Annotated in this window: 25 protein-coding genes and 2 riboswitches; of the genes, 19 read left to right on the top strand and 6 right to left on the bottom strand. The window is 69.9% G+C overall.

What is annotated here, in order from left to right; all coding sequences use genetic code 11:
* Positions 1-144 precede the first annotated feature (144 nt).
* Genes folP through FR742_RS35270 form a run of 5 tightly spaced genes read left to right on the top strand, consistent with a single transcriptional unit; the run spans position 145 to position 2,704 of the window.
* Positions 145-951 (top strand): dihydropteroate synthase, encoded by an 807-nt coding sequence (gene folP, locus FR742_RS35290; RefSeq protein WP_187281645.1) that lies wholly within the window; start codon positions 145-147, stop codon positions 949-951.
* Positions 948-1,397 (top strand): nuclear transport factor 2 family protein, encoded by a 450-nt coding sequence (locus FR742_RS35285; RefSeq protein WP_148035627.1) that lies wholly within the window; start codon positions 948-950, stop codon positions 1,395-1,397. Before folP ends, FR742_RS35285 begins: the two co-directional genes overlap by 4 nt.
* Positions 1,387-1,752, top strand: coding sequence for a dihydroneopterin aldolase (gene folB / locus FR742_RS35280; protein WP_148035626.1), 366 nt, complete (start codon positions 1,387-1,389; stop codon positions 1,750-1,752). The genes FR742_RS35285 and folB overlap by 11 nt, the downstream gene beginning before the upstream one ends.
* Complete coding sequence (folK, locus tag FR742_RS35275; protein WP_148035625.1) at positions 1,749-2,252, top strand: 2-amino-4-hydroxy-6-hydroxymethyldihydropteridine diphosphokinase; 504 nt, start codon at positions 1,749-1,751, stop codon at positions 2,250-2,252. The genes folB and folK overlap by 4 nt, the downstream gene beginning before the upstream one ends.
* Positions 2,249-2,704 (top strand): DUF3180 domain-containing protein, encoded by a 456-nt coding sequence (locus tag FR742_RS35270; protein ID WP_148035624.1) that lies wholly within the window; start codon positions 2,249-2,251, stop codon positions 2,702-2,704. Before folK ends, FR742_RS35270 begins: the two co-directional genes overlap by 4 nt.
* A gap of 7 nt (positions 2,705-2,711) precedes the next feature.
* Here FR742_RS35270 and FR742_RS35265 read toward each other — a convergent pair whose 3' ends face one another.
* On the bottom strand, positions 2,712-3,857 hold the full coding sequence (locus tag FR742_RS35265; protein ID WP_148035623.1) for an NADH-quinone oxidoreductase subunit D: 1,146 nt from the start codon (positions 3,855-3,857) through the stop codon (positions 2,712-2,714).
* Positions 3,858-3,993: 136 nt separating this feature from the next.
* On the opposite strand from FR742_RS35265, the gene FR742_RS35260 reads away from it, so the two are divergent.
* On the top strand, positions 3,994-4,614 hold the full coding sequence (locus FR742_RS35260; protein ID WP_148035622.1) for a DoxX family protein: 621 nt from the start codon (positions 3,994-3,996) through the stop codon (positions 4,612-4,614).
* Positions 4,615-4,639: 25 nt separating this feature from the next.
* Here the strand turns inward: FR742_RS35260 and FR742_RS35255 are convergent, their stop codons facing one another.
* Positions 4,640-5,929 carry an aminotransferase class V-fold PLP-dependent enzyme gene (locus tag FR742_RS35255; protein WP_148035621.1) on the bottom strand — a complete coding sequence of 430 codons (1,290 nt, stop codon included), beginning with the start codon at positions 5,927-5,929 and terminating at the stop codon, positions 4,640-4,642.
* 44 nt (positions 5,930-5,973) lie between these two features.
* Positions 5,974-6,089: riboswitch (SAM riboswitch) on the bottom strand.
* Between the two features lie 100 nt (positions 6,090-6,189).
* Here FR742_RS35255 and FR742_RS35250 point away from each other — a divergent pair.
* Positions 6,190-6,930 (top strand): TerC family protein, encoded by a 741-nt coding sequence (locus FR742_RS35250; protein WP_148035620.1) that lies wholly within the window; start codon positions 6,190-6,192, stop codon positions 6,928-6,930.
* On the top strand, positions 6,930-8,120 hold the full coding sequence (locus tag FR742_RS35245) for a cytochrome P450 (RefSeq protein WP_148035619.1): 1,191 nt from the start codon (positions 6,930-6,932) through the stop codon (positions 8,118-8,120). The genes FR742_RS35250 and FR742_RS35245 overlap by 1 nt, the downstream gene beginning before the upstream one ends.
* Before the next feature lie 7 nt (positions 8,121-8,127).
* Here the strand turns inward: FR742_RS35245 and FR742_RS35240 are convergent, their stop codons facing one another.
* Positions 8,128-9,090 carry an SAM-dependent methyltransferase gene (locus tag FR742_RS35240; RefSeq protein ID WP_148035618.1) on the bottom strand — a complete coding sequence of 321 codons (963 nt, stop codon included), beginning with the start codon at positions 9,088-9,090 and terminating at the stop codon, positions 8,128-8,130.
* 318 nt (positions 9,091-9,408) lie between these two features.
* On the opposite strand from FR742_RS35240, the gene FR742_RS35235 reads away from it, so the two are divergent.
* The 4 genes from FR742_RS35235 (at position 9,409) to FR742_RS35220 (ending at position 14,564) form a co-directional block, all read left to right on the top strand.
* On the top strand, positions 9,409-10,299 hold the full coding sequence (locus FR742_RS35235; RefSeq protein WP_148035617.1) for a Rossmann-like and DUF2520 domain-containing protein: 891 nt from the start codon (positions 9,409-9,411) through the stop codon (positions 10,297-10,299).
* Positions 10,300-10,342: 43 nt separating this feature from the next.
* Entirely contained in the window at positions 10,343-11,176 is an 834-nt protein-coding gene (gene panC, locus FR742_RS35230) for a pantoate--beta-alanine ligase (RefSeq protein WP_148035616.1), read from the top strand.
* Between the two features lie 76 nt (positions 11,177-11,252).
* Positions 11,253-13,778 (top strand): L-aspartate oxidase, encoded by a 2,526-nt coding sequence (locus FR742_RS35225; RefSeq protein WP_148035615.1) that lies wholly within the window; start codon positions 11,253-11,255, stop codon positions 13,776-13,778.
* 3 nt (positions 13,779-13,781) lie between these two features.
* Positions 13,782-14,564 (top strand): type III pantothenate kinase, encoded by a 783-nt coding sequence (locus FR742_RS35220; RefSeq protein WP_148035614.1) that lies wholly within the window; start codon positions 13,782-13,784, stop codon positions 14,562-14,564.
* 56 nt (positions 14,565-14,620) lie between these two features.
* Here the strand turns inward: FR742_RS35220 and FR742_RS35215 are convergent, their stop codons facing one another.
* Positions 14,621-15,088 (bottom strand): hypothetical protein, encoded by a 468-nt coding sequence (locus FR742_RS35215; RefSeq protein ID WP_148035613.1) that lies wholly within the window; start codon positions 15,086-15,088, stop codon positions 14,621-14,623.
* Positions 15,089-15,261: 173 nt separating this feature from the next.
* Here FR742_RS35215 and lysX point away from each other — a divergent pair, with 173 nt between their 5' ends.
* A complete protein-coding gene (gene lysX / locus FR742_RS35210; protein WP_148037153.1) occupies positions 15,262-16,719 on the top strand; it encodes a bifunctional lysylphosphatidylglycerol synthetase/lysine--tRNA ligase LysX in 1,458 nt (485 codons plus the stop codon).
* A gap of 24 nt (positions 16,720-16,743) precedes the next feature.
* On the opposite strand, the gene FR742_RS35205 is transcribed toward lysX, so the two are convergent.
* Positions 16,744-17,943: a cytochrome P450 gene (locus FR742_RS35205; protein ID WP_187281523.1), complete on the bottom strand. Its 1,200-nt coding sequence runs from the start codon at positions 17,941-17,943 to the stop codon at positions 16,744-16,746.
* 189 nt (positions 17,944-18,132) lie between these two features.
* Between FR742_RS35205 and FR742_RS35200 the strand changes: the two genes are divergently transcribed.
* Entirely contained in the window at positions 18,133-18,345 is a 213-nt protein-coding gene (locus FR742_RS35200; protein WP_148035612.1) for a LuxR C-terminal-related transcriptional regulator, read from the top strand.
* Positions 18,346-18,348: 3 nt separating this feature from the next.
* On the opposite strand, the gene FR742_RS35195 is transcribed toward FR742_RS35200, so the two are convergent.
* Positions 18,349-19,392, bottom strand: a complete 1,044-nt coding sequence (locus tag FR742_RS35195; protein ID WP_315970659.1) for an NlpC/P60 family protein — start codon at positions 19,390-19,392, stop codon at positions 18,349-18,351.
* 6 nt (positions 19,393-19,398) lie between these two features.
* Positions 19,399-19,553: riboswitch (cyclic di-AMP (ydaO/yuaA leader) on the bottom strand.
* A 286-nt stretch (positions 19,554-19,839) separates the two neighbouring features.
* Between FR742_RS35195 and FR742_RS35190 the strand changes: the two genes are divergently transcribed.
* The 5 genes from FR742_RS35190 to FR742_RS35170 all read left to right on the top strand — a co-directional run bounded on the left by FR742_RS35190 (position 19,840) and on the right by FR742_RS35170 (position 26,590).
* The gene (locus tag FR742_RS35190) at positions 19,840-20,397 is read left to right on the top strand and encodes an amino-acid N-acetyltransferase (RefSeq protein WP_148035610.1); all 558 of its coding nucleotides are present in this window, start codon (positions 19,840-19,842) and stop codon (positions 20,395-20,397) included.
* Positions 20,398-20,494: 97 nt separating this feature from the next.
* On the top strand, positions 20,495-21,832 hold the full coding sequence (locus FR742_RS35185) for an RDD family protein (RefSeq protein ID WP_187281522.1): 1,338 nt from the start codon (positions 20,495-20,497) through the stop codon (positions 21,830-21,832).
* Positions 21,833-21,943: 111 nt separating this feature from the next.
* A complete protein-coding gene (locus tag FR742_RS35180; RefSeq protein WP_148035609.1) occupies positions 21,944-22,429 on the top strand; it encodes an RDD family protein in 486 nt (161 codons plus the stop codon).
* 513 nt (positions 22,430-22,942) lie between these two features.
* Entirely contained in the window at positions 22,943-23,275 is a 333-nt protein-coding gene (locus tag FR742_RS35175; RefSeq protein WP_148035608.1) for an Lsr2 family protein, read from the top strand.
* A gap of 813 nt (positions 23,276-24,088) precedes the next feature.
* The gene (locus FR742_RS35170; RefSeq protein ID WP_148035607.1) at positions 24,089-26,590 is read left to right on the top strand and encodes an ATP-dependent Clp protease ATP-binding subunit; all 2,502 of its coding nucleotides are present in this window, start codon (positions 24,089-24,091) and stop codon (positions 26,588-26,590) included.
* Positions 26,591-26,852: the final 262 nt, after the last annotated feature.

Raw genomic sequence — 26,852 nt, 5'->3', positions numbered from 1 at the left:
GCGTGAGATCCGCGCGCGTTCCAAGCGCGAAGGGATCGTTATCCACAACGGGGCACCCGCGATATCGCCGGGTATGAGCGAGCGCCTAGGCTTGGGCACATGACGAGAGTGCCGGGGCTTGACGACGCCGACCGGTGCCTGGTCATGGGCGTGGTCAACGTGACCCCTGACTCGTTCTCCGACGGCGGCCTGTGGTTCGACGAGGCGGCGGCCATCCGCCACGGGTTCGAGCTGGTCGCCCAGGGCGCCGACATCGTCGACGTGGGTGGCGAGTCCACCCGGCCGGGCGCCTCCAGGGTGTCGCTCGACGAGGAGCTCGCCCGCGTGGTGCCCGTGATCGGCGCGCTGGCCGCGGAGGGTGTCCAGGTCAGCGTCGACACGATGCGGGCCGAGGTGGCCAAGGCCGCGGTCGAGGCCGGGGCGGTCCTGGTCAACGACGTGAGCGGCGGCCTGGCCGACCCGCAGATGCCGCGCGTGGTGGCCGCCGCAGGTGTGCCCTACGTGGTGATGCACTGGCGCGGCCAGAGCGAAGACATGCAGAGCCGCGCGGTCTACGAGGACGTCGTGACCGAGGTCTGCGAGGAGCTGGCCAAACGGGTGGAGCTGGTGCTCGCCGAGGGGGTCTCCCGCGAGCAGATCGTGCTCGACCCGGGGCTCGGCTTCGCCAAGAACGCCACCCACAACTGGGCGCTGCTGGCGGCGATCCCGCGCCTGACCGAGCTGGGCTACCCGCTGCTGATCGGGGCGTCCCGCAAGAGGTTCCTGGGGCGGTTGCTCGCCGACGCCGACGGCACGCCGCGCCCGTTCGACCGCAACGACGACGCCACGCTGGCGGTGACGGCGCTCGCCGCCCGTGACGGCGCCTGGTGCGTCCGGGTGCACACCGTAGGTCCGAATGCCGATGCCGTGCGCGTGGCAGCAGCATGGAAGAGAGCCGGAGCTGACACATGAGCGTCGACACCGCCGCGATCGAGACCATCAACCAGGAGTTCTATACCGCGATAGAAGACGCCGACCTCGATCGGATGACCGAGATCTGGGCCGAGGACGGCGTCGACGGCAAGGTCAGCTGCGTCCACCCGGGCTGGACCCTCCTGGCGGGCCGGTCGGAGGTGCTGCGGTCGTGGGCGTTGATCATGGCCAACACGACCTACATCCAGTTCGTGCTCACCGACGTCAACACCACCGTGCTCCGCGACGACGTGGCGGTGCTGACCTGCGTGGAGAACATCCTCACGGCGGGCGAGGAGGGCGAGTCCAGCTTCGCGGCCGGCAAGGTGGTGGCCAGCAACGTCTACATCCGCACCCCTCAGGGCTGGCGGCTGTGGATGCACCACGGGTCGCCGGTGCTGCAGAGCGACGACGACGAGGAGGAGGAAGGCGAGCTTGAGCACTGACCGGATCGCGCTGAAGGGCCTGCGGGCCCGCGGGAGACACGGCGTGCTGGCGGCCGAGCGGGAGCTCGGCCAGGAGTTCGTCGTGGACGTCACGCTCTTCCTCGACACCGCGCCCGCGGCCGCGGGCGACGACCTGGCCCTGACCGTCGACTACGGCGAGCTGGCGCAGGCGCTGGTGAAGGTGGTCGAGGGCGAGCCGGTCGCGCTGATCGAGACGCTCGCCCAGCGGCTGGCGGAGGTCTGCCTGGATAGGGAGCTCGTCGAGTCCGTGGAGGTGAGCGTGCACAAACCCGCCGCGCCGATCCCCCTGCCGTTCGGCGACGTGGTGGTGACGATCCAACGGAGGCGCCGATGAAGACCGTGCTAGCGCTCGGGAGCAACCTGGGCAGACGTTTCCAGACGCTGCAGGGCGCCGTGGACGCGCTGTTCGACGCGCCGGGTCTGGAGTTCGTGGCGGCCTCGCCGGTCTACGAGACCGATCCGGTGGGCGGCCCAGGGGGCCAGCGGCCCTACCTGAACGCGGTGGTGGTGGCGGAGACGACTCTCGAACCGCACACCCTGCTGGAGCGGGCGCAGAGCACCGAAGACGCCTTCGGCCGCGTCCGCCAGGAGCGGTGGGGGCCGCGCACGCTCGACATCGACCTGATCGTGGTGGGCGACATCGTCAGCGACGACCCGGAGCTGACGCTGCCGCACCCCATGGCGCACGAGCGGGCGTTCGTGCTGCTGCCGTGGGCGCAGGCCGACCCCGACGCGGAGCTGCCGGGCAAGGGCCGGGTCGCCGACCTGCTGGCGGGCCTCGACCAGCGGGGCGCGCGACTCCGTGAGGACCTGAAGCTGCAGAGGCCCGATTGAGACCGACCCGTCCCGGCCTGCTGGCCGTCGTCTTCGTCGTCGTCGCGCTGCTGACATGGCTGACCGTCCAGCAGTTCTACTCCCAGATGCCGCTGGTGCCGTGGACCGCGATCCCGACGGTGCTGCTGCTGGCCGTCGGCGAGGCCTACGCCGGGTGGATGACCCGGGCCAGGATCGCCCGCCGGCCCGGCACCAAACCGGTGGAGCCGCTCGCGGTGGCCCGGCTGGTCGCGCTGGCCAAGGCGTCCGCATACGGCGGGGCGGGGTTCGCGGGCCTGTTCGGCGGCTTCGTGCTGCACACGGCGACGGAGCTGGAGAAGGTGACGCCGCGGAGCGAGTTCTTCGTGTCCGGCGGCTCGCTGCTGGCCTGCGTGGTCCTCGTCTGCGCCGCCCTCTTCCTCGAACACGCCTGCCGCATCCCCGAGGACCACGAGGGTGACCGGCCCGAGTAGGAGCCGGTCACTTGTCGATGTCGCCCACCACGAAGAACATCGAGCCGAGGATGGCCACCATGTCAGAGACCAGGTGGCCGGGCAGCATCTCGCGCAGCACCTGGATGTTGCCGTAGGAGGCGGAGCGGAGCTTGAGCCGCCACGGGGTCTTGTCGCCCTTGGAGACCAGGTAGTAGCCGTTGATGCCGAGAGGGTTCTCCGTCCAGGCGTAGGTGTGGCCCTCCGGCACCTTGAGCACCTTGGGCAGCCGCTGGTTGATCGGCCCCCGCGGCAGTGAGCGGAGCCGGTCGACGCACGCGTCGGCCAGGTCGAGCGAGACCTTGACCTGCTCCAGCAGCACCTCGAAGCGTGCGTGGCAGTCGCCGGCGGTGCGGGTGACGACCCTGACGGGCAGCTCGGGGTAGGCGAGGTAGGGCTGGTCGCGGCGCAGGTCGACGTCGACGCCGGAGGCCCTGGCGATGGGGCCGCTGACCCCGTACTGCATGATCTGCTCGCGGGTGAGCACGCCGACGCCTCTGGTGCGGGCGAGGAAGATCTCGTTGTCGAGTATGAGGTTCTCGATGTCGGGGATCTTCGCGCGGACCTCGGCGACGGTCTGTGACACCCGGTCGAGCCACCCGTACGGGAGATCCTCCTTCAGGCCGCCGACGCGGTTGAACATGTAGTGCATCCGCCCGCCGGAGATCTCCTCCATGACGGCCTGGATGCGCTCGCGCTCGTCGAAGGCGTAGAAGATGGGCGTCATGGCGCCCATCTCCAGAGGGTAGGAGCCGAGGAACATCAGGTGGTTGAGCACCCGGTTGAGCTCGGCCAGCAGCGTGCGGGCCCACACGGCGCGGACGGGCGGCTCCATGCCGAGCATGCGTTCGGCGGCGAGCACCACGCCGAGCTCGTTGGCGAACGCCGACAGCCAGTCGTGGCGGTTGGCCAGCATGATGATCTGCCGGTAGTCGCGCACCTCGAACAGCTTCTCCGCGCCCCGGTGCATGTAGCCGACGATCGGCTCGGCGGTGGCGATGCGTTCGCCGTCGAGCGTCAGGCGGAGGCGGAGCACGCCGTGCGTCGAGGGGTGCTGGGGGCCGATGTTGAGGATCATGTCCTCGGTGGCCAGTTCCTTCGCCCCTGCGCCGATTCCCACCACGCGTTCCGTCATACGGCCCATGCTCTCACCGGATACCAGGTCAAGGAACGGGTGTGCCGGGGTCCGTCGTCCGAGGTCAAGGTACGGCAAGCACGCGCATCACCGGGCCGAGGCGGGGGAGGATTGTCTGGAACGGGGGAACAAGACGATGAAGAGGGTCATCTTTGATGTGGCTGCCCTGATCGCCAGGGTGGTGATCGGCGTCATCTTCGTGGCGCACGGGCTGCAGAAATGGACAGCGGGTCTGGGGGCCATCAGCGCCGGCTTCACCGAGATGGGCGTGCCGCTGCCCCAGGCGTCGGCCGCCTTCGCGACGATCGTCGAGGTGGTCTGCGGGGTGCTGCTGATCCTGGGGCTGGCGGTCCGGATCTCGGCGGCGCTGTTGCTGATCGACATGATCGGGGCGCTGCTCTTCGTGCACGCGGCCGGCGGGGTGTTCGTCACGGAGGGCGGCTGGGAGCTGGTGGCGGCCCTGGGCGCGGCCTGCCTGCTGCTGATCGCGCTGGGCGGCGGGCGCATCGGCCTCGACGGGATCATCCACGCGGTGCACAGGCGTCGCTCCAGGCGGGCCGCCGCGACCGAGCCCGCCTACGAGCCGGTGCCGGGCGGGCTCGACAACGCGCCCACCCGGCCCACGGTGATGGAGGAGCCGCAGCGCGACGTGCCCCCGCAGGGGAGCGGCGCGAGCGGCTTGGACGACCGCGACATGCGTGACGTCGACCGCCTGCTCGGCGACGAGCCGACCCGGCCCCACCCACGCAAGCCGTAGGAGTTACGGTCGCTGAGCGGGCCGCTCAGCGACCGGCCAGGTCGCGCAGCGCGGCGAGAAGACGGTCGACATGCTCTTCGGTCGTGCCGATGCCGATCGAGGCGCGCACGGCCGAGGCGGTGCCGTCCGCGCAGCCGCCGTCCTGCGTGCCGAGCAGGTGGCGGACGAAAGGGTGCGCGCAGAACTTGCCGTCCCGCACCCCGATCCCGTGCTCGGCCGACAGCGTCTCGGCGACCTCGCGCGCCGGGTGGCCGTCGACGGTGAAGGACACGATGCCGACGCGCGGGTGGCCGGGCCCCCACAGCGAGAGTTCCCGTACCCCGTCGATGGCGGCGAGGCCGGCACGCAGCCGGGCGAGCAGCCGCTCCTCCTCGCGGACGAGCGGGGTCCAGCCGGTGGCGGTGAGCGCGTCGCAGGCGGCGGCCAGCGCGATGGCGCCCAGCACGTTCGGGGTGCCCGCCTCGTGCCGCGGCTCGGGGTCGTCGTGCCAGTCGGCACCGTCCTCGCCGACGGCGCGCACCGCGCCGCCGCCCTTCAGGTACGGGTCGCCGGCGGCCAGCCAGTCACCGCGGCCGACCAGCGCCCCCGCCCCGAACGGCGCGTACAGCTTGTGCCCGGAGAAGGCCACGTAGTCCAGGTCGAGCGCGGTCAGGTTGAGCGGCCGATGGGGGACGAGCTGGGCGGCGTCCACCAGGATGCGCGCGCCGTGCCGGTGCGCGATGTGGGCCAGCGCGGCGACGGGCCAGAGCTCGCCGGTGACGTTCGAGGCGGCGGTCACGACCAGGAGCTTGGGTCCGTCGATCCCGGCCAGGGTGTCGTCGGCGGCGCGCACGGCCTCGCCGGGGAAGGCGGGCGGCGCCAGCCGGACCACCCGCTGCCACGGCAGCAGCGAGGCGTGGTGCTCGGTGTCGAAGACGACCACGGTGGTGCCTTCGGGCAGGCAGCGGGCGAGCAGGTTGGTGGCGTCGGTGGTGTTGCGGGTGAAGACCACCGCGTCGTCCGTGCGGGCGCCGACGAAGGCCCGTACGGTGTGGCGGGCCTGCTCGTAGCGGGCGGTGGTGAGCTGGGAGGCGTACCCGGCGCCGCGGTGCACGCTGGAGTAGGCCGGGAGCGCGGCGGCGACGGCGGCGCTGACCTGCTCCAGACAGGGGGCGCTGGCGGCGTAGTCGAGGTTGGCGTACCCGGCGAGCCTGCCGCCCTTGACCGGGACCCGCAGGTCGGCGCCGAGCACGGCGGGGATCGCACGCGCCGGACAGGGCTCCGGGTTCTTCTCGGGAGCGGTGCGGGCGGCGTCGAAGATCGTCAAAGTGGACACGGCATGCCTCCTCGGGCGTCATCGGACCCCAGGAGCAGCCACGGAGCCCGCGCTTGCCCGCCACCCTTCGTGGCGGACCAGGTCTTCACCCGGGGCACCCCGCCGCGGACGCGAGGGTTGCCGGCCAGCGAGCCGGGGCTTGGCGCTGGCACTCATGACCTACGTGCCGGACTATAACCGATGATTCATCCGGATCGCGAACTTCTCCGGACTTCTGCTCGTTGGGCGGTGGTACGTTCCCCCACCGAAAGTAGGCGGCGATGCTTGACTGGGTGTCCAACCCGGAGATCTGGATAGGGTTCCTCACCCTGGTGACCCTGGAGATCGTCCTGGGCATCGACAACATCATCTTCATCTCCATCCTGGCAGGGAAGCTGCCTCCCGAGCAGCGCGACCGGGCGCGGGTGGTGGGCCTGGCCGCGGCGCTGGTGATGCGGCTGCTCCTGCTGCTGGCGCTGTCGTGGGTGGTCCGGCTCACCGCGCCGCTGTTCGAGGTGCTCGGTCATGAGATATCGGGACGAGATCTCATCCTGCTGCTGGGCGGGCTGTTCCTGCTGGCCAAGAGCGTCACCGAGATCAGCCACACGATGGACGGGCCCAGCAAGGACGGCAAGTCGGCGGCCGTCGTCTCGTTCACGTCGGTCATCGTGCAGATCATGCTGCTCGACATCGTGTTCTCGCTCGACTCGGTGATCACCGCCGTGGGCATGGTCGACGAACTCGGGGTGATGATCGCGGCCGTGGTCGTGGCGGTGGCGGTGATGCTGTTCGCCTCCGGGCCGATCAGCCGGTTCGTCGACGCGCATCCGAGCATCAAGATGCTGGCGCTGGCGTTCCTGGTGCTGATCGGGGTGATGCTCGTGGCCGAGGGTCTCGACCAGCACATCCCGAAGGGCTACATCTACTTCGCGATGGCGTTCTCGGTCGTCGTCGAGCTGCTCAACATCCGGGTGCGGAGCAGGAAGAACAAGCAGGTGGAGGAAGCTCCTACTATGCAATAGTGCGCTTTGATCCCTGGAATCCGGATTTCGTGGCCCATCCCTACGACGTCTACGCCGAGCTGAGGCGGGAGGCCCCCGTCAGCTACTTCGAACCCGCCGACCAGTGGCTGATCGCCCGCCACGCGGATGTGGACGAGCTGCTGCGTGACCGCAGGCTCGGCCGTTCCTATCTGCACGTGGCCACGGACGAGGAGTTCGGCAGGCCACCGGAGCCGGAGTTCCAGGAGCCGTTCTGGCGGGTGGTCCGCGCCGGCATGCTCGACGTCGAGCCGCCGGTGCACACCCGGCTGCGCCGCCTGGTGTCCAAGGCGTTCACCCCGCGCATGGTCGAGTCGCTGCGGCCGCGCGTGCGGGCCATCGCTGAAGGGCTCGTGGACGCGTACGTGGAGAAGGGCGGCGGAGATCTGATCGCGGAGGTCGCCGAGCCGCTGCCGGTGACGGTCATCGCGGAGATGCTGGGCATCCCCGAGCGGGACCGTCACCTGCTGCGGCCCTGGTCCTCGGACATCTGCCTGATGTACGAGCTCAACCCGAGCGAGGAGATGCAGCACACCGCGGTCAGGGCGGCGGACGAGTTCGCCGAGTACCTCAGAGGGCTGGCCCGCGAGCGGGCGGGGAAGCCGGGCGACGACCTGATCAGCGCGCTGGCGGGGATCCCCGAGCTGACCGAGGACGAGCTGATCGGCACCTGCGTGCTGCTGCTCAACGCCGGTCACGAGGCCACCGTGAACGCCACCGGCAACGGCTGGTGGGCGCTGTTCAGGAACCCGGACGAGCTGGCCCGGCTGCGCGCGGACCGCTCGCTGCTGCCCACGGCGATCGAGGAGGTGCTGCGCTGGGACACCCCGGCGCAGATGTTCGAGCGCTGGGTCCTGGAGGACATCGAGGTCGGCGGCGTGCGGATCCCGCGCGGGGCCGAGGTGGCGCTGCTGTTCGGCTCGGCCAACCGCGACCCCGAGGTGTTCGACGACCCCGACCGGTTCGACGCGGGCCGCAAGGACAACCCGCACATCTCGTTCGGCCTGGGCATCCACTACTGCCTGGGCGCGCCGCTGGCCAGGATCGAGATGGTCGAGTCGTTCGGCGCGCTGCTCGACCGGGCGCCGGCGCTGGAGCTTGTCAGGGAGCCGGAGTGGAAGCCGGGCTACATCATCCGGGGGCTGCAGGGCCTGGAGCTGAGAACGCGCTGACGCCGGGTCACCGGCGCTGGCAGAGCCAGCCGAACCCGCCCAGGCCCGCCGGATCGATCAGCTCGGCCTCCTCGGAGGCCCGGGCGAGCGCCCGGAGATAGCCCGGAGGATCGGTTCGGGCCAGGTCGAGGGAGGGGCGGGCGCCGGTGACGCCCAGCTCGCGCAGCGCGGCACGCTGTGTGGACAAGGCTGTGGATATCGCGCCCGCCCGCCGCCCGGCCTCGGCGCACGCGTCGAGCGCGACGTGCGCGGTGATGTCGCAGGTCCCGTCGGGGATCGGGGAAACGACCGCGCCGTCGCGATATCCGGTGAGCGTGCCGCAGCGCGGCCGGTTATCCACAGGGTGTGCATAATCGACGGCGACGGCCCGCCCCTGGTCGAGCCGCGCCAGGACCGCCGCCCAGGCCGCGTCGCGGGTGCGGCCGATCTCGGCTCTCGTGCCGACGCACGACAGCGGCCACCACCGTTTCAGCCACTCCAGATCGGCCGCCGGCGGCTCGCCGCCCAGCCGCTCCTCGCCGGTCTCGGTGTCGACCAGGACCAGCCGCGGCCCGTCGGCGGTCTGCTCGGCGACGTCCAGCGGGACGTTGTCGAGCCACTCGTTCGCGATCACCAGGCCGCGCACGCCGGAGGGGATCCGGGCGGACCACCCGATCTCCTCGGGAAGATCGTCCGGCCGGGGGGACAGGTCGACGGCCGTGACCCGCAGCCTGGCCCGCAGCCCGCGGCCGGCCATGGCCAGCACGTGGCGGACCAGCACGCCTTCGCCCGCGCCGACGTCGACGAGGTCGATCCCGGCGGGGGCGCCGAGCTCGGCGTCGACCTCGCGCAGCAGGGCCAGCACCGCCTCGGCGAACGCCGGTGACGCGACGACCGAGGTGCGGAAGTGGCCGGACGGGCGTTCGCGAAGGTAGAAGCCGCCCTCGCCGTACAGCGCGCGCTGAGTGGCGGCGCGCCAGGTGAGCCACATGTCTGGACTATCTCACGATGGACACGGGGCCCGGACCGGATCCGGGCCCCGCCATGACCGCCAGTCGGCGTGGCGGCCATGCGCACCGCCCAAGAGGCCCCTGACACAGTGCGGGCGTCGGGTCTCGTTGGACTCGGCGCCCGCTCCCAGCGGTGAACCCCTCTCCTCATCTCATCCGACAGGGGGTGCACCGGTTCACCTGCCCTTGTCCCTTTTGTCGGTAACGCAACATGCAGCAAAACCCCGGTCATCTCTTCTTGCCGGTGCGCCGGTTACCCTGGTCGGCAGTGCCATCAGGTCGACGGGGGGTGTGACGTCATGGAGGCAGCCGATCGCCCGGCCCGCCTGGCCGTCGGCGTGCTGGGAGCGGGCAAGGTCGGCTCCGCGCTCGGCTCCGCGCTGGCGCAGGCCGGCCATCGCGTCGTCGCCGCGAGCGGCGTCTCCGACGCCTCCCAGCGATGGGCCGCGGCCAGGCTCGGGGTCGAGCCGGTGCGGCCCGACCAGGTGGTGGCGGCGGCCCAGCTCATCCTGCTCACCGTGCCCGACGACGCGCTGCCCGACCTCGTGGGCGGCCTGGCCGCCACCGGCGCCGACCTGCACGGCAAGATCCTCGTCCACTGCAGCGGCGCGTACGGGCTGTCCGTGCTCGACCCGGCCGCCCGCAAGGGCGCGCTGCCGCTGGCGCTGCACCCGGTGATGACCTTCACCGGCCGCGACGACGACCTCAACCGCATCACCGGCTGCTCCTTCGGCGTCACCGCCCCCGAGCCGCTGCGGCCGATCGCCGAGGCCCTGGTCATCGAGATGGGCGGGGAGCCGGTCTGGATCGCCGACGCCGACCGCCCGCTCTACCACGCGGCCCTGGCCAACGCCTCCAACCACATGGTGACGCTCATCGCCGAGTCGGAGGAACTGCTCGGCCGCATCGGCGTCGACCACCCGGGCCGGATGCTCGGGCCGCTGCTCGGCGCCGCGCTCGACAACGTGCTCAGGCTCGGCCTGTCGGCCCTGACCGGGCCGGTCGTGCGCGGCGACGCCGGCACCGTGCGCAAGCACGTCGACGCGCTGATCCTGGCCGCCCCCGAGGCGGCCGACGCCTACGTGGCGCTGGCCAGGCTCACGGCCGACCGGGCGCTGGCGGCCGGGCTGCTGAAACCGGAGGAGGCGGAGCGGCTCCTCGACGCGCTGGGTGGCAACATATGGACCTGACCGTGACCCGCGACGGGCATGGATCCGTTCTCGGAGGCAGCGCATGGACCTCATCCTCGCCAGGAACCGCACCGATCTGATCAAGGCCCGCGGTGGCGGCACCCTCGCCCTCGTCCCCACCATGGGAGCCCTGCACGAAGGGCACCGCTCGCTCATCAGGCTGGCCCGCGACCGCGCCGACCACGTCGTCGTCAGCGTCTTCGTCAACCCGCTGCAGTTCGGGCCCGGGGAAGACTACTCCCGCTACCCGCGCACCTTCGACGCCGACCTGGCGGCGTGCCGCGAGGAGGGCGTGGACGTGGTGTTCGCCCCGGCGGCGGGCGACATGTACCTCCCCGACCGCCAGGTGAGCGTGTGCGCGGGCGAGATGGGGCGGATCGTCGAGGGCGCCTCCAGGCCGGGCCACTTCGACGGCATGCTGACCGTGGTGCTCAAGCTGTTCAACCTGGTGCGGCCGGACGTCGCGGTGTTCGGGCAGAAGGACGCCCAGCAGCTGTCCATGATCCGCCGCATGGTCGCCGACCTGGACGTGCCCGTGGAGGTCGTCGGCGCGCCGACCGTCAGGGAGCCCGACGGCCTGGCCCTGTCGAGCCGCAACCGCTACCTGTCGGCCGGCGAGCGCCGGGTGGCGCTGGCGCTGTCGCGCGCCCTGCGCGCCGGAGCGGGGGAGCCGACCCCGGCCCGGGTCCGCGCCGCGGCCTCGAAGGTGCTCGCCGAGGCCCCGCCGGAGCTGGAGCTCGACTACCTGGTGCTGGTGGATCCGGCCACCTTCACGGAGGTCTCCGACCCGTACGAGGGAGAAGCGGTTCTCGCGGTGGCCGCGAAGGTCGGCGCGACCAGGCTGATCGACAACATGGTGGTGCGGCTGGGCCGGTAGCGGCCCCCGGGGCGCGCGCATACTCGGTCAGGCATTATCGTCATATTGACGAAATAGCCCCGATTGAGGAGGGCCCATGAGTGCACCGGCGATCCCCCTGCGGCTGGCGGCGCCCGATCCGGGCTGGACCGCCGAGGCCGACCTGGTCGTCGTCGGATCCGGGATCGCCGGGCTCACCGTGGCGCTGCGCCACGCCGAGCTGGCCCCGGCCGAGCGGGTCCTGGTCGTCACCAAGGACGTGCTCTCCTCCGGCTCCACCCGATGGGCGCAGGGCGGCATAGCCGCCGTCCTCGACCCCGGCGACAGCCCGGACGAGCACCTCAACGACACGCTGCTGGCCGGGGTCGGGCTGTGCGACACGCGGGCCGTGCGCACGCTGGTCACCGAGGGACCGGGAGCGCTGCGGCGGCTGATGGACCGCGGCGCCCGCTTCGACCGCACCCCCGACGGCCGGCTCCAGCTCACCCGCGAGGGCGGTCACCGGCGCGACCGCATCGTGCACGCGGGCGGCGACGCCACCGGCGCCGAGGTGCAGCGGGCGCTGGTCGAGGCGGTACGCGCGAGCGGCATCGAGGTGATCGAGCACGCGCTCGTCCTCGATCTGCTGAAGGACGCCGCGGGCCGGGCCACCGGCGTCACCCTGCACGTCATGGGCGAGGGCGCGCGCGACGGCGTGGGCGCGGTGCGGGCCCGCGCGGTCGTGCTCGCCACCGGCGGCATGGGCCAGGTCTACGCGGCCACCACCAACCCGGTCGTGTCCACGGGCGACGGGGTGGCGCTGGCGCTGCGGGCCGGCGCGGTGGTGCGCGACCTGGAGTTCGTCCAGTTCCACCCGACCGTGCTGTGGCTGGGCGAGGACTCGACCGGGCAGCAGCCGCTGATCTCCGAGGCGGTCAGGGGAGAGGGCGCGTTCCTGGTCGACCACGAGGGCGACAGGTTCATGACCGGCGTCCACGAACTGGCCGACCTGGCGCCGCGCGACGTGGTGGCCAAGGCGATCATGCGGGTGATGCGGGAGACCGGGCGCGACCACGTCTTCCTCGACGGCCGCCACTTCGGGCCGGACAAGTGGCGGACCAGGTTCCCCACCATCGAGGCCGTCTGCCGCGCCCACGGCATCGACCCGGTCACCCAGCTCATCCCGGTCTCCCCGGCCGCCCACTACGCCAGCGGCGGCGTCCGTACGGACCTGTACGGCCGCACGTCCATCGAGGGCCTGTACGCGTGCGGCGAGGTCGCCTGCACCGGCGTGCACGGCGCCAACCGGCTGGCCTCCAACTCGCTGCTCGAAGGGCTGGTGTTCGCCGAGCGGATCGCCGAGGACGTGCACCGCTCCCGGCCCCGGCCGGGCGGGCCGGAGCAGTCCGCCGCCCCGGCCGGGCTGATCGACCCGCGGGCGCGCGGCCGGATCCAGCACCACATGAGCGCCGGCGCCGGCGTGCTGCGCAACCGCGGATCCCTGACGGCCACGGCCAGGGCGCTGCGCGACGCCCGCTGGACGCCCGTCGAGGTGCCGCCGTGTACCGAGTCGTGGGAGACCACCAATCTGCTCACCGTCGCCACCGTGCTCGCGGGCACGGCCGCGGCGCGGCTGGAGACGCGCGGCTCCCACTGGCGGGAGGACCGCCCCGAGCGCGACGACCACGAGTGGCTCGGCCACCTGGACGTGACCCTGACCGAGGAGGGCCTGCAGATGACCTACACCCCGCACGGCGACGCCATGCCGCCGCGGCTGGCCCGGGAGCTGGCCGACGCCGGGCTCGACCCCGCCGACGCCGACACGGTGATCGACCGGGCGCTGGCCGAGGACCTGTCGGCGGCCGGCGACGTCACCAGCATCGCCACGATCCCGGCCGGCCAGCTCTCGTCCGGCGACATGGTGGCCCGCGCCGACGGCGTCGTGGCCGGCCTCGCCCTCGCCGAGGCGGTGTTCCTGCGGCTGGGCGCGACCCGTACCGAGAGGAAGACCGAGGACGGCGAGCGCGTCCGCCGCGGCGAGGTGCTGATGACGGTGGAGGGCCCGACCAGGGCCCTGCTGACGGCCGAGCGCACGGCGCTGAACCTCGTCACCCACCTGTCCGGCATCGCCACGCTCACCGGCCGGTGGGCCGAGGCGATCGGCGGCACCCGGGCTCGGGTGCGCGACAGCCGCAAGACGCTGCCGGGGCTGCGGGCGCTGGAGAAGTACGCGGTGCGGTGCGGCGGCGGCGTCAACCACCGGATGTCGCTGTCCGACGCGGCCCTGATCAAGGACAACCACGTGGTGGCCGCCGGAGGGGTGGCGCCGGCGTTCCGCGCGGTGCGCGAACGGTATCCGGACCTGCCGATCGAGGTCGAGGTCGACAGCCTCGCGGAGCTGGAGGAGGCGCTGGCCGAGGGGGCGGACCTGATCCTGCTGGACAACTTCACCGTGGAACAAACCACCCAGGCCGTCCAAATTGTGAAAAATCGCGCCAACAAGGCGGTTGCGCTCGAAGCCAGCGGGGGATTGACCTTGGAATCGGCCCGTGACGTGGCGGAGACTGGCGTGGACTACCTTGCGGTAGGCGCCCTTACCCACTCGGCGCCGGCCCTGGACGTCGCACTGGATCTACGGGGGTAACACATGCTGCTCACGATCGACGTCGGCAACACGCACACGGTGCTCGGGCTCTTCGAGGGCGAGGACGTCATCGAGCACTGGCGGCTGGCCACCGACGCCCGCCGCACCGCCGACGAGATCGCGGTCGTCCTGCAGGGCCTGCTCGGCCAGTCACCCCTGCTGAAGGGCGCCGACATCGGCGGCATCGCGATCTGCTCGACCGTGCCCAGCGTGCTCAACGAGATGCGCGAGATGTGCCGCCGCTACTACGGCGACGTCACCGCCGTCGTGGTCGAGCCCGGCGTCCGCACCGGCGTGCCCGTACGGATGGACAACCCCAAGGAGGTCGGCAGCGACCGCATCGTCAACGCGCTGGCCGCCATCGACCAGTACGGCGGCCCGTGCGTCATCGTCGACTTCGGCACCGCCACCTCGTTCGACGCGGTGTCGGCCAAGGGCGAGTACATCGGCGCCGTCACCGCTCCCGGCATCGAGATCTCCGTCGACGCCCTGGCCGCCGCCGGCGCCCAGCTCCACAAGGTGGAGCTGATCAGGCCCCGCTCCGTCATCGCCAAGAACACCGTCGAAGCGCTTCAGGCGGGCATCATCTACGGCTTCGCCGGCCAGGTCGACGGCATCGTCGAGCGGATGGCCGCCGAGCTGGCCGACGACCCCGACGACGTGACCGTGGTCGCCACCGGCAGCCACGCCGGCCTGGTCGTCGGCGAGTCGCGCTCCATCGACGTGCACGAGCCGTGGCTCACGCTGATCGGCCTGCGGCTCATCTACCACCGCAACACCAGCTGAGACATGAGCAAGCGGCCCCCCGCTCGGGTAGGGGGCCGCTTGCGGCTGGAGGAAACTCACTCGGACTCGGCGGCGTACAGGTACTCCCAGTGGCCGCACTTGCTGACCCACTGCTGGTGCGGGTGGATCTGGCAGACCTTCACCCGCACCGCCGCGACGTCGTCCACGTCGAACCGGAACTTCTTGGAGCCCGGGTAGCCGCAGAACTTCCTGGCGTGGACCGCGTCCCACTCGTGGTCGAAGCCGGCCGCCTGGAACCTCACGTAGGCGCACTTGCCGCCCTGCCCGTGGGTGCGCTGGTCGAGGTCGTGGAGCCGGCCGCGGAGGTGGACCGTGTTGGACGTCTGGTGCTCGTCCCACTCCACGCCGATCCAGCCCTGGGCCTTGGCGAGGTGGTGCTTGGCGTAGACCGGGCCCCAGGAGTGCCCGTCGGCGGTGGTGGCGCTCGCGGCGGCGGGCATCGACAGGGCGACGGCTCCGGTGGCGGCGACGGCGAGCAGGCCGGTGGCGATCTTCCTGAACATGGTCTCTCCCCGAGCCCTCCCCTGGACCGGCCCGCTGCCGGATCCCCCCTTCGAGCCCGTGACACATGGGTAACCGAGCGTGCTTGCAGGCCCCCTGCAGGGGACCGACGAGACCTTGCACGTGGCCGTATCCCCTACCCTTTGGTGATGTGAGCGACGAACTTCCCGAGCAGATGCGCATCCGGAGGGAGAAGCTCGACCGCCTTCGCGCCGAAGGCGTCGACCCTTACCCGGTGAGTTTCCCCCGCACGACCACCAACGCGGAGGTCAGGGCGAAATACCAGGGCCTGGAGCCCGACACCGCCACCGGCGACCGGGTCGGCGTGGCCGGGCGCGTCATGCTCAACCGCGTCGGCGGCAAGCTCTGCTTCGCCACCCTGCGCGACGGCAGCGGCGACCTCCAGGTCATGATCTCGCTCGACAAGGTGGGGGAGGAGTCGCTCGCGTCCTGGAAGCACGACGTCGACCTGGGCGACCACGTCGGCGTCGAGGGCGAGGTGATCACCTCGCGGCGCGGCGAGCTGTCCATCCTCGCCGACCGCTGGCAGATCACGTCCAAGTGCCTGCGCCCGCTGCCCGAGAAGCACCTCGGCCTGACCGACCCCGAGGCCCGGGTCCGCCAGCGCTACGTCGACCTCATCGTCAACGACGAGGCGCGCAAGATGGCCCGCGTCCGCAGCGCGACCGTGCGCGCGGTGCGCGACTTCTGGCACGAGGAGGGCTACCTCGAGGTCGAGACGCCGATGCTGCAGCCGATCCACGGCGGCGCGGCGGCCCGGCCCTTCGCCACCCACATCAACGCCTACGACATGGAGCTCTACCTCCGCATCGCGATCGAGCTCTACCTCAAGCGGCTCGTGGTGGGCGGCGTCGAGAAGGTCTTCGAGGTCAACCGCAACTTCCGCAACGAAGGCGCCGACTCCACCCACAACCCCGAGTTCACCATGGTCGAGGCCTACGGCACCTACCTCGACTACCACGACATGGCCGACCTCACCCAGCGCATGTACCAGAAGGCCGTGGTCGCCGCGCTCGACACCACCGTGGTCGTCCACGACGGCGTCGAGGTCGACCTCGGGCTGCCCGAGTGGCCGCGGGCCAAGCTCTACGACCTGGTGTCCGCCGCGGTGGGCGAGGAGGTCACCACCGAGACCCCGCTGGAGCGCGTCCGCGGCCTGGCCGACAAGCACGACGTGCACTGGGACCCGAAGTGGGGCCAGGGCAAGCTGGTCCAGGAGCTGTTCGAGGAGCTGGTCGAACACACCCTCGTCCAGCCCACGTTCGTCATGGACTATCCGCTGGAGACCTCCCCGCTGGCCCGCGTCCACCGCGACAACCCGCTGCTGACCGAGAAGTGGGACCTCATCGGGTTCGGCACCGAGCTCGGCACCGCCTACTCCGAGCTCATCGACCCGATCGACCAGCGCCGCCGCCTGGAGGAGCAGTCCCTGCTCGCCGCCGGCGGCGACCTGGAGGCCATGCAGCTCGACGAGGACTTCCTGCAGGCCCTGGAGTACGGCATGCCCCCGACGGGCGGCATGGGCGCCGGCATCGACCGGATGATCATGGCATTCACGGGCCGCAACATCCGCGAGACCATCCTCTTCCCCCTGGTCAAGCCCACCCGCTGACCGCGCCGAGCCAGCCCGCCCGCGCTACAAGCGCGGGCGGTTGAGCCTGACGGGCAGCCGGGCCAGGCCGCGCAGCACCAGGTTCTCCTTGTACGGCGGATCCGCGTCGGCCAGCTCCAGCCCCGGCGCGACCCCGGCCAGCGCGGCCAGCGCCACCTCCCCTTCCAGCCGGGCCAGCGGCGCACCCAGGCAGAAGTGCACCCCCAGACCGAACGCCAGATGCCTGCCAGGCGCCCGCCCCACGTCGAACCGGTCCGGGTCGGGGAAGGCCGCCGGGTCGCGGTTGGCCGCGCCGACCAGCGCCAGCGTCGACGTGCCCGCCGGCACCCGGACGCCACCCAGCTCGGCGTCCTCCAGCGCGACGCGGGCCGTGAGCTGGACCGGCGGGTCATACCTGAGCACCTCCTCCACGACCTCCCTGGGCCGCTCGGCCGCCCGCCCCAGCACGCCGTGCCTGACCAGGTTGAGCACGCCGTTGGCGATGAGGTTGACGGTCGTCTCGTGACCGGCCACCAGCAGCAGCACGCACGTGGCCAGCAGCTCGCGCTCGGTCAGCTCCTCGACCTGGACGAGCGCGCTGAGCAGGTCGTCGGCCGGCCGCTCCCGCCGCAGCGCGATGAGACCCTGGAAGTAGTCGTGGAACTCACGCCTGTGGCGTTGTGAGCGCTCGGTCACCTCGTCGGTGACGATCGGGTCGAGGCTGCGCGCCAGGGTCTCGCTCCAGCCGCGGAAGCGCTCGTGGTCCTCCGCCGGCACGCCCAGCATCTCGCTGATCACCATGACGGGCAGCGGGTAGGCGAAGTCGCGGACCAGGTCGGCCTCGTCGGGCAGCGCGGCGATCAGGTCCGCGGTGATCGTCTCGATGCGCGGACGCAGCCGCCGCACCATGCCGGGCGTGAAGGCCTTGCTGACGAGTCCGCGCATCCGGGTGTGGTCCGGCGGGTCCATCATGAGGAACGAACGGACCGGTTCGTCCGGCCCGGCGGGCGCGGGGGTGGGGCCGTGACCGAAACGAGGGTCGCGCAACAGGGCCGAGCAGAGCTCGTGGGAGGTGGCGACGAGCAGCCCGCCGCGCGTCCGGAAGAGCGGCCCGCTCTCGCGCAGCTTCCGGTATCGGGAATACGGCTCGCGCAGGAACGCATAATCGTACGGATCGAAACCCAGCATGTCGCTGGGGCTCAGCGTGGACGGCGGCGCGCTGTCAGAGTCCTTGTGATCGATCATTGCGCTTGGAAATGTGCCGACATACGCCGAGTACTTCACGTAGGACGGATCATGTCAATGGCTATGGTCAAGTAGGGCAGATCTTACGCTTGACGGCCTTTGCCGGATGCGTTTACGTAGTCGGGGCGAGCAGCCTTTCGCTCGTGCCAGGACGTCACCGAGTAGTGCTGTTGGGGGGGAGGGCTCCCGATGGATGTGCTCAGTGAAAATGTTGAACTGAGCCATGCAGATCTGGCGTTGCTGGCGGAGCTGGCCAAGGGCGTCACAGTAGACCGAGTGGGGAGGCGCCTTGATTGCAGCGGCCGCACGGTGCGCCGAAGACTGAGGGGCATCTGCGACCGGATCGGGGTGGCCACGGCCATCGAAGCCGTGGCCTGGGCCGCGCGCCGCCAGCTGATCTAGCCGTCAGTCGGCGATGCGCACCGCTCCGGCGTAGGGGCGCCGGTCGAGTGAGGCGATGCGCACGACGTCGCCCGTGCGCGGCGCGTGCACCATCATGCCGCCGCCGAGGTAGATGCCCACGTGGTGCAGGTCGCTGTAGAAGAAGACCAGGTCGCCGGGGCGCAGCTCCTCGCGCGCGATGTGCCTGCCCGCGGTCCACTGGTCGCCGGTGTAGTGCGGCAGCGAGATGCCGACGCGCTGGTAGGCGGCCATGACCAGCCCCGAGCAGTCGTAGCCGTTGGGGCCTTCCGCGCCCCAGACGTACGGCTTGAGCTGCTGGGTGAGGGCCCAGCGGGCGGCCTGGGCCGCCTTGCCGTCGCCGGGGATGGGCAGGCTCACCTTGACGGCCCTGGTGCCGGGGCGGCCGGCCTCGCCGAGCGCGCGCTGGAACAACCGGCTCTCGACCTTGGTGACGAGCTTGGAGATCCGGTCGCGCTTGGCGCCGAGGTCCTTGACGATCTTGTTGACCTCGTCGATGCGGGTCTGGGCGCCGGTCCTGGCCCGCTCGGCCGCGTCCATCGCCTTGGTCAGCTTGAGGACCTCCTCGCTCTGCTGCTGTCGCAGGGCGTAGGTGGTGGCCGCGCGGTCGAGGTAGCTCTCGGGGTCGCCGCCGGTGGTGAAGGCGAGCACCCGGCTGAGGCCGCCCGACATGTATTCGGCCTCGACCAGCTGTGACGCCCTGGTCTTCTTCGTGGCCAGGTCGGCCTCGCTGGCGGCGAGCCTCTTCTTGGCGTTCTCCACGGCCTTCTTGGCCGTCTTGAGCTTCTCGCGCTGCCCGTTGTACTGCTCGGTGAGAGTCTCGATCTCCAGGTGCATCTCCTCGACCTGCTCGGAGAGCTCCTTGAGCGAGGGCTTGGGGTCGGCGGCGACGGTCCCCGCGGGAGCGGCGACGAGCAGCGCGGCGAGGGTGGCGGCCACGATGCCCAGCCTGCGGCCGTAGCCGGCCCGTTCCGGAGGGCGGGCGCGCTCGCCCGCGGAACTCCCCCTGCGGTCGCGCGTGCGCTTCACCAATCGAGCTCCTTCCGTAGCGCGCCGACCGGGTTAGCTGACGGGTTCGGGCTCGGACCGGCCCTACCGAGCGAGGTGCTCGGACTCACCCCTGGCGGCGCCGCTCGAACGCCGCCGGCGGGTCCCCGGCTCCCCTTGCGGGGATTGGGCGCGTCTCCGCGCCACATGCGCGGGGACATCGACGCTGGACACTAATGCACCGAGGGTTCCTGCTCAACCGGAACTACAGACTCTGTAGAGATTTCACAACCGGGGGGTCACAAGGTGGTCTCGTAAAGCACGGTACGGCAAAGACTTCATGTCCTCTTTGTGCCTGCTTGGACCAGGCATGGAACGGTAGGAAACCTCCAACGCCACAGGTGCTCGTACAGCCACGAGACGTTACAAGATGGGCGCAAGTCCGGGGTTAGGGGTGAGCCGTAATCACAAACTGTAGGCTGGAGGGTCATGGAGCAGGTCGCCGAACGTCCCCTTCCCGACACGCAGGTCCTGGTCCGGCGTGCCCGGACGCCGGACGTCAAGGCCATCAAATTCCTGGTCGACACCTATGGAGGCCCCGGCCCCCGGCTGCTGGAGAAGGCCACGGTCACCCTGTACGAGGACGTGCAGGAGTTCTGGGTCGCCGAGCGCGACGGCAAGGTCGTCGGCTGCGGGGCGCTGCACGTCCTCTGGGAGGACCTGGCGGAGATCCGCACCGTGGCGGTCCACCCGGAGGCGCGCGGGCTGGCCATCGGCCACCGCATCGTCACGGCCCTCATCGACACGGCCAAAGAACTCGGCCTGCAGCGTGTTTTCTGCCTCACTTTCGAGGTCGACTTCTTCGCGAGACACGGATTCCGGGTGATCAAAGGCACCCCGGTCTCGCCCGAGGTCTACGCCGAACTCCTGGCCTCGTACGACGAGGGCGTGGCCGAGTTCCTGGACCTGGAACACGTCAAGCCCAACACCCTGGGGAACACACGGATGTTGCTCCACCTGACCTCGGGTGATGCGGATCTTGACTGACAGAAAAGGTGATTGTTGATACCCATGTCGATACGTTGTCCAGGACAGGCATGTGCCCTGACACGTGCCACATGCGCACGCGAAGCGAGGTGACACGGTGAGCACCGGACAGCCGCCGTATCCGCAGGATGAATCCAGCGAGAATCATCCGGGATACGGGCACAACCCGGGACACCCCCATGGGGAGGATCCCGACGCGACGGTCGTGGGCTACAGGGCCGACGACCCCTACGGCCAGGGCCAGTACGGCCAGCAGCCCCCGTACGGGCAGCAGCAGCAGTACGGTCAGCCGGGTCAGCAGGGCTACGGCCAGCAGGGCGCGTCCCAGCCGGGCTACGGCCAGCCCCAGTACGGCCAGCAGCCCGACTACGGCCAGCAGGGTTACGGTCAGCAGCCTCAGTACGGTCAGCAGGCTCCCTCGCAACCCGACTACGGCCAGCCCCAGTACGGCCAGCAGGCCCCTTCCCAGCCTGACTACGGCCAGCAGCCCCAGTACGGCCAGCAGGCTCCCTCGCAACCCGACTACGGCCAGCAGCCCCAGTACGGTCAGCAGCAGTACGGCCAGCCCGGCTACGGCCAGCAGCCCTCCTCGGGTCAGCAGGGCTACGGCCAGCAGCCCTCCTCGGGTCAGCAGGCTTACGGTCAGCAGGGCTACGGTCAGCAGGCCCCCTCCCAGCCCGGTTACGGCCAGCAGCCCGATTCCCAGTCCGGCTACGGTCAGCAGGCCTACGGCCAGCAGGGTTACGGTCAGCAGCCGCAGTCAGGGCAGCAGTACGGCCAGCCCGGCTACGGTCAGCAGGCGCAGTACGGCCAGCAGCAGTACGGCCAGCCCGGCTACGGTCAGCAGCCCCAGTACGGCCAGCAGTACGGTCAGCCCGCCTACGGGCAGCCGGGCTACGGCCAGCCGGTCGGCGTGCAGCCTCCGGGCGCCCCCGCGCCGCTGGCGGAGTGGTGGCAGCGGCTGGTGGCCCGTCTCATCGACGGCTGCATCTTCGGCGTCGTCTACTTCCTCATCTCCCTGGTGCTGACCATCTTCTTCGTGGCCAGCTACAACTCCGTGGGGGGCGTCACCACGGGCTTCCTGAGCTCGTTCGTGGTCGGTCTCATCCAGTGGATCCTGCTGGTCGGCCTCTACATCGCCTACGACTACTTCATGACCAAGATGAACGGTCAGACGGTCGGCAAGATGGTGATGGGGATCAAGGTCGTCCCCGTGGGCGGCGCCATGCCCCCCGGCGGCCTGCCGGGCAACATGGCGCTGAAGCGGGCCGGCGGCACGTGGGGTGGCTACGTGCTCGGGATCGTCCCGCTCATCGGTACCTTCCTCGGCGCGATCGCGGTCATGCTCAACGCCGCCTCGCAGCTGTGGGACAAGCCGCTGCAGCAGACGTTCGCCGACAAGTTCGCCGGCACCGTCGTGGTGAAGATCAAGTAGCCTGTACGGCTCGGAAAACAGGGATCGGTGATCCACCGGTCCCTGTTTTCGCGTGTGTGCTCCGTACCAGAATGGGAACGGTCGGGACACCGATGGGGCGAGGTGAGGGTTATGGCCACGACGCCGCGGGCCGATCCGGTGCCCGCGGAATGGTGGGAACGGCTGGCCGCCCGGCTCATTGAAGCGCTCGTCTTCGGGGTGTTCTATTACATTCTGTTCATCGCGCTGTGGGGTATCTTCCGGACTGTCGGGGTGCTGGAGCTCTTCGGGGGCCGTTTGCCGGGCGTGTTCGCATGGGTGTTGGCCGGGCTGGGTTATACGGTCTACGACTGGGTCACGCTTTCACGAGGCGGGCGCACGTTCGGCAAGGCGATCATGCGCATTCGGGTGGAGCCGGCCCGGCTGGGGGCGCGTGACCGGTTGAAACGGGTCCTCGGCTATCCGGCCCCGGCCATCGTGATGGGCATTCCGGTGCTCAATCTGCTGGCCGGAATGTACGTGTTCGCGGTGGGCCTGCTCATCCTGATCGACAAGCCACTGCAGCGTGGGCCCCATGACAAGCTGGCCGGAACCCTCGTCGTTAAAGATCATTCCTGAGCTGGGAAGCCTGGGCGCCGCTTTTCAGGAAACTTGGGGTAGATCCGGTAAGGCACCTGGAGAGACTGGCATTAGGCTATGAGGCGTCCGGGTTGCCGGATGTTGATGCCCCTGCCAGGCTATGGGCATCTGTGTGCCGCTATGGTCTGCGGTGCGAAGGTCGTCGACAGGGCGACACCCGGGGCGGTCAAGCCCGTGCCCGCCGCACCGCGCGTGCATAAAAGGCCAGGAAACCCCCCGTCCGCTGTGGAGGCGAGGACGAATGGAAGTTGTGACAGAGGTTTTGTCGGCGCTCATCCCGCCGCTCGTCGTGGGGGGCGCCTTCATCTTTGGGGTGGTGAAGTTGGTGCGCGCCGAGGGCCCTGGGAGGCGGCCAAACCGGCAGGATCAGGCCGAGAAGAGCAACTGATCAGCGACTCAGCGGAATCGTCGCTGAGCTGAATTGTCTTAACGTCTTTCCGGGTATATGTTTGGTCGAGCGAATGAAACAATGCTCCGGAAAGGATTGCGTAGATGGCCAAGCAGATCCAGGAGATTCTCATCGATGACCTCGATGGGGGCGAGGCCAATGAGACGGTCAGCTTCGCTATTGACGGCGCTTCCTATGAGATTGACCTCAGCGACGTTAACGCCAAGAAGCTGAGGGACGCTCTCACGCCTTTCGTGCAGCACGCTCGCAGGGCAGGGGCGGTCACCACGCGCCGTCGAGGCCGCGGCGGTCAGCGGGCGATGAGCCGCGAGAAGAGCGCCGAGATCAGGCAGTGGGCCAAGGCCCACGGTCTGCCCGTCAGTGAGCGAGGCCGGATCGCCTCCACCGTCGTCGAGAAGTACGAGGCGGCCCACTAAGGGAGCCGTCGGCTGACCATGCGCTTATGCCGCTCGCCTAAGGACCCCGGCGGTCGCCATAAGCGCATGATCGTTCAGGGCGAATCTCAGATCGTGGACACTTTCCGTTCTGTCGATCTTCGATTCGCCCGAAACATGGGCATTTGGGTCTTCGCATCGAACCGCCGGGCGCGTGTTTTGGCGGTTTTGTCGGGGATGACGGGGCTCCAGCGCTTTCGGGCGATCTGGGGCCCCATCTCTGTTGTACGGCTTCTCTGAAGGGGCCGCTGCCGCGCATTGCGCGCACTTCCCGCGTCGGGTAGGCCACCTACCGTTCCGTCCCTCCGGGCCTTGGCGATCACGCCGGACTGGTAACGTCGCTGACCAGACTGATCAGGCGGCGGATTTCGCTCTGGGTGATGCGATGCACATCCGCTTGGCCCGCGTTTGCATCGCCACATACGATGGCAGGGTGTAAGAGATACGGACCCGGCGTCTCAGGATGCATGGGCATGATGACGGGCGACGACCCGACCCAAGGGCCGGCCCGTCAGGCGTCCCCATCGCCGATCCGTGTGATCTGCCACCGCCGCCGGCGGCGAATAAGAGCCGCAGTACCCATGCGTCCCAAACATCGTTCGCTTGCGGCGTATCGGGAACACGTCACCCCCGAACCATAGTTGGATGGAGGGTGAACGCCCTGCTCTCGGGGAACGCTCTCTGCTATAGAGCGCGTCAGCGGCAGAGGGCACGGTTCGCCGAGCCAGGGCTAGCATGCGGGATGACGGGACCGGATTTACCGGCCTGACTGACCGCTCTGTGAGGAGCGACGAGATGTTCGAGAGGTTCACCGACCGAGCAAGGCGTGTTGTCGTCCTGGCCCAAGAAGAGGCCAGGATGCTCAACCACAACTACATCGGCACTGAGCACATTCTTCTTGGTTTGATCCACGAAGGTGAGGGCGTGGCCGCCAAGGCTCTGGAGAGCCTCGGCATCAGCCTTGAGGGCGTGCGTCAGCAGGTCGAGGAGATCATCGGCCAGGGCCAGTCGGCTCCGTCGGGGCACATTCCCTTCACCCCGCGGGCCAAGAAGGTCCTCGAGCTGTCGCTCCGTGAGGCTTTGCAGCTGGGTCACAACTACATCGGCACCGAGCACATCCTGCTCGGTCTCATCCGCGAGGGTGAGGGTGTGGCCGCCCAGGTGCTGGTCAAGCTTGGAGCTGATCTCAACCGGGTGCGGCAGCAGGTAATCCAGCTGCTCCACGGTTACCAGGGCAAGGAGCCGGCCGCCGCCGGCGGCCCCCAGGAGTCGGCCCCGTCGACGTCCCTGGTGCTCGACCAGTTCGGCCGCAACCTGACCCAGGCCGCCCGCGAGGGCAAGCTGGATCCGGTCATCGGCCGTGAGAAGGAGATCGAGCGGGTCATGCAGGTCCTCTCCCGGAGGACCAAGAACAACCCCGTTCTCATCGGCGAGCCCGGCGTCGGCAAGACCGCCGTCGTCGAGGGCCTGTCGCAGAAGATCGTCAGGGGCGAGGTGCCCGAGACGCTGAAGGACAAGCAGCTCTACACGCTTGACCTCGGCGCCCTGGTCGCCGGCTCCCGCTACCGCGGCGACTTCGAAGAGCGCCTGAAGAAGGTGCTCAAGGAGATCCGCACGCGCGGCGACATCATCCTGTTCATCGACGAGCTCCACACGCTCGTGGGTGCGGGCGCCGCCGAGGGCGCGATCGACGCCGCCAGCATCCTCAAGCCGATGCTGGCCCGCGGCGAGCTGCAGACCATCGGTGCCACGACTCTCGACGAGTACCGCAAGTACCTCGAGAAGGACGCCGCGCTGGAGCGCCGGTTCCAGCCGATCCAGGTGGCCGAGCCCTCGCTCAGCCACACGATCGAGATCCTCAAGGGTCTGCGCGACCGCTACGAGGCCCACCACCGCGTGTCGATCACCGACGGCGCGCTGGTGGCCGCCGCGCAGCTGGCCGACCGCTACATCAGCGACCGCTACCTTCCCGACAAGGCGATCGACCTCATCGACGAGGCCGGCTCGCGCATGCGCATCCGCCGCATGACCGCGCCGCCGGACCTGCGCGAGTACGACGAGAAGATCGCCAACGTCCGCCGCGACAAGGAGTCCGCGATCGACGCGCAGGACTTCGAGAAGGCGGCTGCCCTCCGCGACCAGGAGAAGCAGCTCCAGCTCAAGCGCGAGCGGCGCGAGAAGGAGTGGAAGGCCGGCGACATGGACGTCGTGGCCGAGGTCACCGAGGAGCTCATCGCCGAGGTCCTGGCCACCGCCACCGGCATCCCGGTCTTCAAGCTGACCGAGGAGGAGTCGCAGCGCCTGCTCCGCATGGAGGACGAGCTCCACAAGCGGATCATCGGGCAGGACGACGCCATCAAGGGCCTGTCGCGGTCCATCCGGCGCACCCGCGCCGGTCTGAAGGACCCGCGGCGTCCCGGCGGCTCGTTCATCTTCGCGGGTCCGTCCGGTGTCGGTAAGACCGAGCTGTCCAAGGCTCTGGCGGAGTTCCTCTTCGGCGACGAGGACGCGCTGATCAGCCTGGACATGTCGGAGTTCATGGAGAAGCACACCGTCTCGCGGCTGTTCGGCTCGCCTCCCGGCTACGTCGGCTACGAGGAGGGCGGCCAGCTCACCGAGAAGGTGCGGCGCAAGCCGTTCTCCGTGGTCCTGTTCGACGAGATCGAGAAGGCCCACCCCGACATCTTCAACTCGCTGCTGCAGATCCTGGAAGACGGTCGCCTGACCGACGCCCAGGGCCGGGTGGTCGACTTCAAGAACACGGTCATCATCATGACCACCAACCTCGGCACCCGCGACATCTCCAAGGGCATCGGGGTCGGGTTCGCGAAGTCCAACGACGCCGACTCCAACTACGACCGGATGAAGGCCAAGGTCCAGGAAGAGCTCAAGCAGCACTTCCGGCCCGAGTTCCTCAACCGTGTCGACGACATCGTGGTCTTCCACCAGCTCACGCCCAACGAGATCATCAAGATCGTCGATCTGATGCTCGCGCAGGTGGCCGAGCGGCTGAAGGACCGCGACATGGGGCTCGACGTCTCGCCCGAGGCCAGGCAGCTGCTGGCCGACCGCGGCTACGACCCGGTCATGGGCGCCCGGCCGCTGCGCCGTACGATCCAGCGCGAGCTGGAAGACTCGCTGTCGGAGAAGATCCTCTACGGCGAGCTCCGTCCGGGGCAGGTCGTGAAGGTGACCATCGAGGGTGAGGGCGACGACGCCAGGTTCCTGTTCGCGGGAGAGGACGCCACTCAGGTGCCCGACTCCGCGGCGGCGATCGCCGGTTCCATCCAGAGCTGACCCAGTTCACGAAAACCCCCGTGCGCTCCGGCGCACGGGGGTTTTCGCATGTGGTGACGGGAAACGTTGCCGAATCGTTGAAGGGCGAGTGGCCCCGCCACGACAAGTAGTACTACTCTGTGTAGAGCTTCGCCAAGTCCTGTCCAAGTGATCCGCAAGAGCGTGTCTCTACGGTCGGGACTGCTCCCCTGGGAGTAGCAAGAGATCAACCCAGGGCTGACGCGCACGCCGCCACGGGCCGACATGCTCGGAGTGGCACCAG

This window comes from Nonomuraea sp. C10 (assembly GCF_008017515.1).
GTDB classification, from domain to species: domain Bacteria; phylum Actinomycetota; class Actinomycetes; order Streptosporangiales; family Streptosporangiaceae; genus Nonomuraea; species Nonomuraea ferruginea.
The sequence above is the reverse complement of the archived record's forward strand: the minus strand, read 5'-3'. Positions and strand labels throughout refer to the sequence as shown.